We start from the raw sequence: 10555 nt of genomic DNA on the forward strand, positions 1-10555 counted from the left end.
TGATACCAAATTTGTAGATATGGCCCGCAACCGAGACCAAGTCAGCAAACATACTGTTGCCTACCGCCGACGCTACTTCAGAATCAGACAAAGCATCAAGACCGACATACACAATCCCCTTTTTACGAATCACGTCCTGCCAGTCAAAAATCGGACGCATATCGTCCATGTCATTATAGTTAGGAGCCAATAACGCAGCTGTTTTACCAGAGGTGAGTTTTTCCAGCAGTGGCAGTAATGAGGCGACGATTTTGTCAAAATAGGTGCGGTCATAGCGAACCGCACTACGCAAACCATCCAGTACCGGATCCCACAGTTTTTTGCCTTCTGCGCTGCTGAGTACCGTCTCGATCGCCCAGACCTTCATCGCGTTGGTCTGCCCCTGCATATTGCGCGGAAGGTTGCGTTCTTTCAGAGCACCAGACCCTATCAAGTTCTGAACGTTTATCCACAGCTGAGGTGCCTGTGTCGTTAGGAGGTTCTCTACATAAGTCTCATACAATTCGCCAATATTGGTCACATAACGCAGGATAAGATTGTAATCAGGGCGCTGACCCAACGCGACCAGTGCTCGGGTAATAATGTTCACAAAACGCCAGGCAAACTCACGGAATGCCACCGAATTCCCCTCGCCGGAGAGTTGCCCAGCCACACGCGAGGCGACCTCAGAGATCCGGCTGAAACGGCCAATGGCATTGTAACGGGCGCTGATATCTGGCCAGCCCAAGTGGAATACATAAAACTCATGTTCCCGTCCAGATCTGCGCGCTTCTGCCCACATTCGTGTCAGTAGATCTGCATCCCCTTTGGGATCGAACATGACTGTCACATCCCCGCGGCGAATATCCTGAGTGACCAAAACTTCTGCCAGACGAGTTTTCCCCACTCGAGTAGTACCGAGAACTAACGTATGCCCCACGCGTTCACCCAGGTTATACAGCACATCACTTTCATGCAGTTCCACACCGTGATAAATCGGACTACCGCCAACTGGTGGTAAGGGGCGAACTGGATTTAAAAAGGTATCGGCCTGTGTTAACCGGCACAACCACGGCAAGCTGTACTCAAGGCGTTTTTCTAACTCTCGGGCCATACGATAGATAACTGATGGCTGTACATAGTGTTCAGTTTCTGGACGACGTGCTTCTAACAGCCGCTGAGTGTGTTTTTGTGTCCACTGAAATCCACGCCCTAAAAACAAGTAGCGATGACTGACAGGAATTTCTCGACTGCTCATCTCATAGCGTGGCAAGCGGCGAATATTACGCCGATAACGCAAAATACGTAGCCCCTGACGCGTTCGTTGCAGAGCAAGTACACCAAAACCTGCCGCAGTCACCCAACTAACAGAAGGCGCTAACGCTATGGCCCAAGGAGCTGTCAGGCATATATATGTCGCGCTCCATGCAGTTCCTGCCGTGTACAATTCGGTAGCAGGACGCAACAAAGACTCCATCACATATCTGTCGCTCATACCGGCCCCCAACCAAGTGAGTGGAGATAAACATCTATCCGTTTATGAGTGAATATCATTGGGTCAGCCCCTGTTCAGTGATGAGTAACGGGTAGTGTGCCAATTGCAACCGATGGGCAAGGTCACTGCCGGAGACCGGAGCCATTTCAATCTCTGGTAGCAAGGCTTGTAAGCTGTGCAAACGGCTTATGTCAGTAACATTCACCACCAATCCCGTCGCTCCAAGGCGTTTTAGTTCCTCCCCACGCAGTGACAACCATTGTCGTGATAAGTCATCATCACCAACAATAAACATTGCTGGCATTCCCTGAAGATTCAGCGATCGCGTAGTGACAGGGCCGGGGCTAAGTTCGGGCGTCTGAACCGGCAGTGCCAACGCCACAGACACAGTGGCTGGAGGAAAGAATGGAGGCTGTTTTTTCGGTGATGCAAACTCGTTGGATTGGGTATTGAGCGCATCGAAATAGGGTGCCGTTGATTCACCCCCCAGATCGCCAACCACCGTCAACGCTGCTTCACTGACAAGGGATAACTGCATGCTTGATAACATCAGTATTGCCGTAAGGAATAATTTCATTTTGGCTCGATCCAGCTAAGTTGATTATTAATCAAGACCATATCGCTTGGGGGAAGGGTATTTAATTGGCGACGAACACTGACAATATAGTTAGCAGCATGCTTCCCACCGGCTGGGTGGTGGTAACACCCCGCCGCCTTTATCCAACTGCCCAAACTCGTTTCATAGCAGGAACGGAGAATACGGGCGGCTACACGCAAATTGGTTGAGGGATCAAAAGCATCATAAAAAGAAGGAAATAGGTGCCCGTTCCACCCTAAATTGACCTGTGTAATACCGACATCAATGCGTTTCAGTGGCACTTTATGGACAAACTGAAGTAGAGCCTGCCAGGCTTCCTCGCGCGTGTTATAGCGATAGCCTTTGCCTGCGATGTTAATTGTCCAAGGCCACGGATGTACTCCGCTCTTAAGACGCCGTGAACTTTCAGCCAGTGCGATAGAGTACAACAACTCTGCGGGTACTCGGGCTTCAGCGGCAATCTCATGATACTCAGCGGGTATTTGCTGCAATCCTTTGGCTGATATGGGTAAACAATTGGCCAATAACATCAGCAAAATAGAGCTCAGAATGCGAAAATTTTCCATCCATTTTCCCCTTTCTGCAGGACAACCGGCATTTGACCTTGGCCATATTGTCGCCATAATCCTCTATCGTGATTCAGCGTGACTTGCCCGGTTCTCACTCTATCGACAGGAATGTTGCGGCTGATCGCCCAGTGACGTACCCGGCTATCCTTTGCATCACTGCCAACCAGATAAATATCCACGGGGCGACTATCCGCCAGTAGTACCGCTAAACGAGCATCACAACGCGCACAGTTTTCACGCACAAATAGTGCCAATCGGCCATAAATATCCTGAGCAATACCGGTGGCATTCCCCATATTGACGGATAATACACTGGGATAGAGGCGGCTCCAGGCCGCATCGACCTCACGTTGAAATGCCAGTTCTTTCTCGGTTCGTTGATACTCTTCTTTCACCCACAGTTCGGCTAAACGACGGCGTTCTGATGGCGTTTCACTTTCTACACCGAGCGTAGTCAGAGGGTCCAAGCCGGGTGACTGTATGCCGCGTTTGCCTTGCCGCAGTTGCTGATACTTTTGCCATTCGGTATCACTTAGCCCCCATTGCTCAGCATTTTGTCTGAGCAAAAGCGAAACTGATTTTTCCTGCGCGGTTTCAAGTGATGAACTGTAATCCGTGACATCACTTGCCATGCTGGCGTAGACAGAGACGGAACTGCTAAGTAAGACGAACGTGAGTAATCTATTGATTATTTCCATTTTTGGCCTCTACCTGGCGATTACCCGTTGTGTTACGCCATTGACCATAAACAGAGCTTCATTTCCTTGCGCGCTCCGCAACGTCCATCCTCCAATTGAATCACCGGGAGCCAATAGCTGTGTCTGGGATAATAAAGTTGTCTTGTGAGGAGTAATCACCGCGTAGATCTGCCCGCCTCGCCGTTCAATACCAGTCAGGACAAACGGTGCAGCCAGAGACTCAGTTCTTGTTGTTTTCTGGGGGCTTGGGGAGGAAATGAGTTTGGATTTTTTCTGTTCGAATGGCTTCTTTTTTGACGTAGATAGCCATTTTTCTATTTTAACATTTAACGTTTCTATACCCGCTTTCAGCGCTGATAGTTCCTGTTGATGAACTTGCATCTCCTCCGACAGCCTTAATAAGGCTTTCTTCTCTTCGCCAAGATCTGTTGCTAATTGAGCGACTTTCCTACCCTGCTCTAAAGCCTGTTCACTTAGCATTTTTATGTCTGCCATCACATCCTGCTTTACAGCGAATCGTTGCTCATGCTCTGCTATATGTTTTTCAAGCGAGACAACAGAGGAAGCAAGCTGACTTAATTGGCCGCTACTGAATGCAGCTTCAAGAGATTCAAGGCGCACAGTCATATTGCTGAAGTGCACATATAGCACCAAATTGAGTACGCCAGATGTAACGATACCCAGCACTGCAACGGTGTAGATAAAGTGTTTCAGCAATTGAGCTTTTTTAAGCGTAAAGCGTGGGGACCGATTCAAATCGACAGGATCAGCGACTGGCTCTTTATCCGGCAAGATTGCGGGGGGCATAGCACATTATCCTTCCAGCTATTCGGAAAGGTGTAAGGTGCAAAAACAGGGAGAATATGGCGATGTTTAACTCAACACCGCCCGTTAAAGATTACAGACAAATATCAGTAGGCTGGGAATTTATATTTTGAATATCGGCCCTAATGAGCTGCTCTAATTGCGTCAGCGCGGGGATCAACGAACTGATAGTGATCAGACTGTTACCTAATTGACTAAGGCTAGTCGAGGTAAACTCCAGTATGTTGTGATTGGCAAAGGTGACCAGAGAATCCCCCAGATAATTCAGGCACTGACATAAGCCCGCATGCGCTTCGCAGCAATGATCTGCCAGTTGTAGGCACTCATCGGTGTTCATGTCAGAAAAGCCCAATTTAGCCATTGCTTCGGCCATGTTGGTATCAAAGATATCGGAATCAATCAGCATGGTTGATCTCCCCACGGTTTACATGAAACAAATATCAGCGGAGATCCAACCAGTAATTCGCGAGCTTCACATTCAGTAGCAGCCAGTACTGAGATGAGCCGCAAAGGCCGTAGTTCAGACAACAGCGTGTTAGAACGACCATTAAGGAAGGTGTAGAGCTTTGAATATGCACATATGTTACTATTAGCGTCAGCCATAGCATTACCTCGTTTAATGTTGTGGTTAGATGCCCTGTGAGTGTTCGTGCACCCACGGGGCATTGTCTTTACTGAGTGCTGTACATTGGTGTACATTTTAAACCAATATATGAAATATACCCGAGTGAATGCCAATGTCAACCAAAGACAACCAAAAAGAAAGGAATGTTGTTCAACTTCGGCTAGATGCTGACTTGTCCGAAAGGCTAGCTATTGCTATGAAAGAAGATGGTGATGATAACAAAGCAGGATGGATTAAACGGCTATTACGTCGTGAATTAGATCGTCGCGGCATTGAGCCGAAAAACTAAAAAAGGATAGATAGCCCTGATATTGGGCTATCTCAGTATTACCCTACCGATACTTGTACTGGTTTACCAATACGATTCAACATATTAACCAATGAATCAATGGTGAATTTACTCGTTTTTTTGTTCACTACATCAGAAACTCGGGGACGGGAAATATGCAGCACAGTGGCTACATCGGCTTGTTTCATCTTTTTATCTGTGATCCACACGGTTATTTCATCCATCAGCTTTTCCTTTATCGCTAATGTATTTTCAATCTCACGCATGGAATCTGCATAAAGCAATGCAGCCTCTTGTTCGCCAAAGCCAAGTTCAGCAAATATATTTGCCCCAGCCGGAGTGATATGGCGAGTTTTAGTATCAATTTTGGCGGTCATCTACTGTACCTCCGTTGTTCAACCAGCGTGCTATAGCGCACTTTGGCAATGTCTTTATCGCGTTTACTTGTTTGCTGGGTCTTCTTCTGGAAGCTATGCAAAACATAAATAGCTTCATCAAACTTTGCCAGATACATCACCCGATAGATTCCATTAGTATCACGCATCCGAATTTCATTTACGCCGGAACCTACATCAGAAAATGGTTTCCAATCTTCAGGCTCTAATCCGCACTGTATCTTATGAAGTTGATAACCTACATCTTTACGTACATTAATAGAGAAAGCCATTAAGTCATCAAATGACGAACCCAACCAAATAATTTCCTTTTCCTCTCGTAAGGTTGATTTTTTCTGCATAACGCCTCCTTGCTGTATAAAATATTATACAAATAGCGATAACAGTCAAGCTCAATTAATCGGCCTTGTGGCGCGTAATAATGCCTATTTTTTGGTTTATAAGCCGCTTTATCAGTGGCCTCAGCCCAACCTTGGGTCGATCTTTTTTAGTAAGAGCATACTGTTATTGTACGGATGACGATGTCGTCATCCGATTTGAAAGGTCTCACATGGGTGAGACAAATACCGCAGAGAGACATAGTGTCCAGACTAAGGTGGGTATATGTTGCACAGCCAAGCTAAAACGAAGACCCTGCGCTCTATCCAGACCATTCGTGATAACACGAGTGTGATCGATAGCTTTGACTTGCGGTGAGGTTTTATACCCATTTTTCAGAGCATTACCTGGCGCTATAGCGGATAGCAGTGTCACCAATTTGTCTAGGGGAGAGTTAGTAACAGTGATGAAGCATTTAAGTAGCAGGATAAAGTTGTGCCGGTTCTGATGCAGAGTTTCGTCTCCGAGTTGGGAGTTAACTTATAGTTAGCCACATGCCGTAGCAGACCAGGTCTGCGAATACACCATATGACATTTCTCCCAGTTAACGCAGGATTCGCAACTTGGCATGGTCACACCAGCCCACCCCGTTTGAAGCGTGCAATAATGGCCGTGATTGCTGCCCCCCGTTTGTGTCCAATAACGTGCCAGCGGGATTTTATTCGCTGGGCAAACCGGGTTATTGCCGTTGATAACGTCAACTTTGCCATTGGTTCCCCATACTTCTGATTGGCAAGAAAGCAAAGCACCGGAAACATCGCGGCTGATCAGGCCATTTGAACTGCACCTGCTGCCAGCGCTGTTTACCTGATCCAATTGCAAAACTTCACCAGCAGAGAGACGCCCATCTGACCGTATGCTTCCGCCTTTAACCTGACCACCGGTAACAATACCTTTATTATTGACTGATCTAACCCAGTCATGGTCTGACATATAAAAGCCCCCACCGTAGCTCTCATTGAGCCAACCCTTATCATCGCGAGATATCAACCAACCTTGTTGGCTGCGGATATCACCTTCGGCTGTAACTTTCGCCGCACTAACATTACCGCTGAAACTCCCTGTAATAGCGTTTACTGTGTCGGTGTTATCCAGGTGATTTCCCCCCATATTAATACTGGTATGCATACGGTTTAAGTCCGGTTTCCCCGTAACAGCAAAGCGGTAAAGTCGGTCACTTTCATTGCGTGCGCCACTCAGTTCATCGGTAGTTAGCAACGCAGCCACATGCCCGGTTGAGGTACTAATGCCAAAGCTGCTTAACGGGACAATCCAGCTCCCCATCGCACCGGTAACATTGGCATTGTTCCACACATACCCACCCAATCCCTCAATATCTGCGGAAATCAGCCGTAATGCTTTGTAGGGTAAACGATGGCCGCCTTGTGTCACGATCAAAGCCTGCAATTGCTCTTTTTGTATGGCGTTACGTACTATCGCCGCCTGAAAACGTTGTCCGGAAGCAGTGATATCACTGAATCCCATCGGCAAAAAACCAGTGTTCTTTAACATGGTCGTTGTCACCATAACAGGCTGATGGGTACTAACAGAGGCTAATAGCCTGTCATAGTGACGGCCCACGTAACCTTTAAGTGCGGACTTGAAACGCGAGACCTGTACGGCGGTGACCTGATATTCCTTTTGCTTTATATAGTCACCGTAAATGGACGTTGCCCAAATCACGACAATAATCAGAATCAGCAAAGCAATGCCGGTGCTCATCATTGCCCAACCACGATGCAATGCTCTGGTTTCAAAAGTCATATACCCTAAATAATTCGAGTTGCAGGAAGGCGGCAACTGAGTGAATCCCCTAGAGCTTACTGTAGTAAGTGACTGGGGTGAGCGAAGGCAGCCAACGCACATGCAGCTTGAAGTATGACGGGTATAAATCACCATATCAGCAGAGGATCGTAGACCTTGACGATCATCGCCAGCAGTGCGGCATGCCCCATCCAAGGCCCGAGTGGTCCACCGGCTTTCACATCACCTGACATCAGGTGCCATAGTACAAATCCGCAGAGTCCGACGCCGATGGCAAACAGCGCTAAAGACCAGCCCAACCACGCCCCGAGGGCCGCAGTAAGCCAGACATCACCTAGCCCTAGCAGCTCACGTTTGGCGCAATGCCCTGAGACAAGCCGAACGGAGCCACAAAGCAGAAGTAACACGATAACCGTCATAGTAGTTGAGAGAAGTTCACCGCTACCAACTGCGGTAAGCAGCCCTGCGGTCAGACAACTCCAGGTAAATCCCTGCGGTAACCAGCCTGAAAGCCGATCAGTGAGGCTAAGCCGGTATATAAAAGGGATGAATAGTATTGAGGTTATATTGTTGAAGACCCGCCCCTCAAACGGAGCTACTGCTATCACTGTCATTGCGGCTGCATGAAGCCAGTGATAATGCAATAGCGTGGCTGGTTGTGGCTTTTGGGCTGGTAAGGAATGATTGCTATTGAGGAATAGGCTGACTTGCCGGGTTATGGGTTCAAGTAGCCACAGTGCCAATCCAAACAGTGGCGGCACAAATAACCAGGGTAGCGCCAGAGTGATGATGGTCAACCGTTAACCGTGAAGGTCAGAGTATTTATCCCGCTTCTACCCGTGTCCTTCACGCAGACAGCGCCCGCATTTTCAACCGTGACATTACCATCACTGAAAGCGGTGCTATTGATACTAATACCAGAGATACTGCCGCCAGCACTGAGGCGTGTAGTTATGGCAATACACGCATCTTGCGGCACTTTCGGATAGCTTACGCTAAAACCATGATTGAAACCGTTAGCGGTCACTGGCGCAACAATAACCTGACCACCCCATGTATTCCATAAAGTTGCCGTGCCAGCGGTAACATTACCTTTTGTCATCATATTCTTCGGCGCGCCACCGACCTGAATCAGTAAGCCGGTCATGACTGCTCCACTAGTATAGTTGTAACCGTTACGACCTTTTAGTAAGCCTTGTGTGGAGGTGATGATGCTCTGCACGTTGGCTGACTCCAGAGCAATATCCTTTCGATTCCACAGCATATAAAGCCCCCCCAGCACCACCGTAATGACAACGATCACCACCAGAGCTACACCGCCGCTCTCAAGGATGCCCCAACCACGATGAGGCTGTTTTCTGGCTACCGCATGAAATGACATTATCAAATTCCTTATTACATTGAGTCACTGGTCATATCCTGAATTTGCATCACCGTTGACAAGATGAGTAAGAAGAAACTGAAAATCAGCAGCAGAGAGAAAAGCATCACCACCATGACGCGCTTATTGACCCGTTCAAGTGTTTGTTCCAGCCAACGGCTGCCGTAACGGCCAATAATATCTGGCGCGCCATCCCCTTCGGTGAGCAAGGAGAGATAATTAGCCGCTTCTTTACTGGGAAATTGATAACCGCTATTACGTAGCGCCTTACCCAGATGATCGCCTTGTTCCACACCGGCAATAATGGCGTCGAGGCGTTCTTGCAACCAGGGGGAAGAGAACGGCAGTAAGATTTGCAGTGCCTCAAACGTCTGCACATTCGCTCTTAGAAGTGCCGCCATATTTATCAGAAACACCGCCCCCTGAATGTCTTGGTAGACCGACCAGGGCATCATTTTGTCAGCCAAGCGGCGTAACCGGCCACGCCAACGGGGGAGGGACCACAGCACCAGCCCAACCAAGATAGTAACCATACCTACAGCAGCAACACCCTGCTTATCGGTAAAGTTAGCCAGTGCATGCATAAAACCTAACGCGCCACTCCAGTTTTGCGGATCAGAAAGTTTACGTAGTGTGGGGATAAGGTAAGCACCGTTAATGACCAACATGCCGCCGCCCAAGCAAAACAGCAGCAGTGGATAAAGGGACATTTTGCCCACCAGTGTCAAAATACGGCGGCGGGCTTCGACCAGCTTGCCCGCTTGCAGTAATGCTTCTGGTAATTTTCCACTGCGCATTCCAGCGCTGATTAGTGCAGCCTCTTCCAATGGCCCCCAAGCGGCCAATACATCTTCAAGTGTACGTCCTGCGCCGTTATCCGATAACGACTCCAGACAGTCATCCACCAAATCGCCATAAGGGTGCCAGTGCCGACCAAAATCAGTATGAACCTCGGCAATCATCTGCAACGCAACGCCCAAGGGGGTGCCATTTTCCAGTAAAAAACGCAGCGCATCATAGAATTGCAGGCGATAACGAGTACTAAACGTATGGCGTACCAGCTCATAACGCAGACGCTGTCCCAATGACATGTTGCGGATCGGCCGAAAACACTTCTCAGACATCAGGCATCTCACAGGCCAAGATGTAATCTTCATCTAGCGGGCAAACCAGATCAGCATCAAGGGGGTCAACCAACCCCGCCGCTAATTTATGCAGCAAATGAGTCACGCGTGTTATGCCTGCCAGTGAGTTAACCCAGTATTGTCTGGCCACTGCTGGCCCATGAGTCAGGTACAGCAACATAAATCGTGCATCAGGGCGGATCACCTCGGCCACCACACTGCGCCCGATCACACCACGACTGATAATACGATCACTGATCGCCAGTCGTTGCTGGCAATGTGCACATCCTTCTTCACTCCGAAACCAGAGTTGTTGCGGGTGACAAATCCCCTTTACTCCACAATAACGTTCGAGGCGCATACGGATTTCTGGTATCAGTTGCGGGGCTTTAACTTTCCAGGGAATGCGACAATCCGGACACAGCATCTGTACAA

The 10555-nt window shown here is 48.4% G+C and carries 13 protein-coding genes and 1 pseudogene; 1 reads left to right on the forward strand and 13 read right to left on the reverse strand.

What is annotated here, in order from left to right:
- The 6 genes from traD to ACNSO8_RS04650 form a co-directional block, all read right to left on the reverse strand.
- The coding region (gene traD / locus ACNSO8_RS04625) for a type IV conjugative transfer system coupling protein TraD (RefSeq protein WP_418393967.1) at window positions 1-1474 on the reverse strand (1474 nt) is incomplete at its 3' end.
- A 55-nt stretch (window positions 1475-1529) separates the two neighbouring features.
- Entirely contained in the window at window positions 1530-2051 is a 522-nt protein-coding gene (locus ACNSO8_RS04630; RefSeq protein ID WP_418393968.1) for an integrating conjugative element protein, read from the reverse strand.
- On the reverse strand, window positions 2048-2638 hold the full coding sequence (locus ACNSO8_RS04635) for a transglycosylase SLT domain-containing protein (protein ID WP_418393969.1): 591 nt from the start codon (window positions 2636-2638) through the stop codon (window positions 2048-2050). Before ACNSO8_RS04635 ends, ACNSO8_RS04630 begins: the two co-directional genes overlap by 4 nt.
- Window positions 2617-3339 (reverse strand): TIGR03759 family integrating conjugative element protein, encoded by a 723-nt coding sequence (locus tag ACNSO8_RS04640; RefSeq protein WP_418393970.1) that lies wholly within the window; start codon window positions 3337-3339, stop codon window positions 2617-2619. The genes ACNSO8_RS04635 and ACNSO8_RS04640 overlap by 22 nt, the downstream gene beginning before the upstream one ends.
- A 9-nt stretch (window positions 3340-3348) precedes the next feature.
- Window positions 3349-4146, reverse strand: a complete 798-nt coding sequence (locus ACNSO8_RS04645) for a hypothetical protein (RefSeq protein WP_418393971.1) — start codon at window positions 4144-4146, stop codon at window positions 3349-3351.
- Window positions 4147-4237: 91 nt separating this feature from the next.
- Window positions 4238-4570: a hypothetical protein gene (locus ACNSO8_RS04650; protein ID WP_418393972.1), complete on the reverse strand. Its 333-nt coding sequence runs from the start codon at window positions 4568-4570 to the stop codon at window positions 4238-4240.
- 325 nt (window positions 4571-4895) lie between these two features.
- Between ACNSO8_RS04650 and ACNSO8_RS04655 the strand changes: the two genes are divergently transcribed.
- Window positions 4896-5078 (forward strand): hypothetical protein, encoded by a 183-nt coding sequence (locus tag ACNSO8_RS04655; protein WP_418393973.1) that lies wholly within the window; start codon window positions 4896-4898, stop codon window positions 5076-5078.
- A 38-nt stretch (window positions 5079-5116) separates the two neighbouring features.
- On the opposite strand, the gene ACNSO8_RS04660 is transcribed toward ACNSO8_RS04655, so the two are convergent.
- The 7 genes and pseudogenes from ACNSO8_RS04660 to ACNSO8_RS04690 form a co-directional block, all read right to left on the reverse strand.
- A complete protein-coding gene (locus ACNSO8_RS04660; RefSeq protein WP_408064006.1) occupies window positions 5117-5455 on the reverse strand; it encodes a helix-turn-helix domain-containing protein in 339 nt (112 codons plus the stop codon).
- Window positions 5452-5814 (reverse strand): type II toxin-antitoxin system RelE/ParE family toxin, encoded by a 363-nt coding sequence (locus ACNSO8_RS04665; RefSeq protein WP_418393974.1) that lies wholly within the window; start codon window positions 5812-5814, stop codon window positions 5452-5454. The genes ACNSO8_RS04660 and ACNSO8_RS04665 overlap by 4 nt, the downstream gene beginning before the upstream one ends.
- Window positions 5815-6337: 523 nt before the next feature.
- Window positions 6338-7615 carry a shufflon system plasmid conjugative transfer pilus tip adhesin PilV gene (pilV, locus tag ACNSO8_RS04670; protein ID WP_418393975.1) on the reverse strand — a complete coding sequence of 426 codons (1278 nt, stop codon included), beginning with the start codon at window positions 7613-7615 and terminating at the stop codon, window positions 6338-6340.
- 128 nt (window positions 7616-7743) lie between these two features.
- Window positions 7744-8412 (reverse strand): prepilin peptidase, encoded by a 669-nt coding sequence (locus ACNSO8_RS04675; RefSeq protein ID WP_418393976.1) that lies wholly within the window; start codon window positions 8410-8412, stop codon window positions 7744-7746.
- Complete coding sequence (locus ACNSO8_RS04680) at window positions 8409-8996, reverse strand: type 4 pilus major pilin (RefSeq protein WP_411917559.1); 588 nt, start codon at window positions 8994-8996, stop codon at window positions 8409-8411. Before ACNSO8_RS04680 ends, ACNSO8_RS04675 begins: the two co-directional genes overlap by 4 nt.
- 14 nt (window positions 8997-9010) lie before the next feature.
- Window positions 9011-10120 (reverse strand): type II secretion system F family protein, encoded by a 1110-nt coding sequence (locus ACNSO8_RS04685; RefSeq protein ID WP_418393977.1) that lies wholly within the window; start codon window positions 10118-10120, stop codon window positions 9011-9013.
- Window positions 10113-10555, reverse strand: a pseudogene (locus ACNSO8_RS04690) (pilus assembly protein); the annotation flags it as partial. The gene ACNSO8_RS04685 and the pseudogene ACNSO8_RS04690, both read right to left, overlap by 8 nt.

It is taken from the genome of Yersinia sp. LJYL362 (assembly GCF_048323875.1).

What these genes read in the sequence shown, in the direction of transcription:
- ACNSO8_RS04655 (WP_418393973.1), top strand. Translation starts at nt 4,896, where the DNA reads ATGCCAATGTCAACCAAAGACAACCAAAAAGAAAGGAATGTTGTTCAA.
- ACNSO8_RS04650 (WP_418393972.1), bottom strand. Translation starts at nt 4,570, where the DNA reads ATGCTGATTGATTCCGATATCTTTGATACCAACATGGCCGAAGCAATG.
- ACNSO8_RS04630 (WP_418393968.1), bottom strand. Translation starts at nt 2,051, where the DNA reads ATGAAATTATTCCTTACGGCAATACTGATGTTATCAAGCATGCAGTTA.
- ACNSO8_RS04660 (WP_408064006.1), bottom strand. Translation starts at nt 5,455, where the DNA reads ATGACCGCCAAAATTGATACTAAAACTCGCCATATCACTCCGGCTGGG.
- pilV (WP_418393975.1), bottom strand. Translation starts at nt 7,615, where the DNA reads ATGACTTTTGAAACCAGAGCATTGCATCGTGGTTGGGCAATGATGAGC.
- ACNSO8_RS04665 (WP_418393974.1), bottom strand. Translation starts at nt 5,814, where the DNA reads ATGCAGAAAAAATCAACCTTACGAGAGGAAAAGGAAATTATTTGGTTG.
- ACNSO8_RS04680 (WP_411917559.1), bottom strand. Translation starts at nt 8,996, where the DNA reads ATGTCATTTCATGCGGTAGCCAGAAAACAGCCTCATCGTGGTTGGGGC.
- ACNSO8_RS04635 (WP_418393969.1), bottom strand. Translation starts at nt 2,638, where the DNA reads ATGGAAAATTTTCGCATTCTGAGCTCTATTTTGCTGATGTTATTGGCC.
- ACNSO8_RS04640 (WP_418393970.1), bottom strand. Translation starts at nt 3,339, where the DNA reads ATGGAAATAATCAATAGATTACTCACGTTCGTCTTACTTAGCAGTTCC.
- ACNSO8_RS04645 (WP_418393971.1), bottom strand. Translation starts at nt 4,146, where the DNA reads ATGCCCCCCGCAATCTTGCCGGATAAAGAGCCAGTCGCTGATCCTGTC.
- ACNSO8_RS04685 (WP_418393977.1), bottom strand. Translation starts at nt 10,120, where the DNA reads ATGTCTGAGAAGTGTTTTCGGCCGATCCGCAACATGTCATTGGGACAG.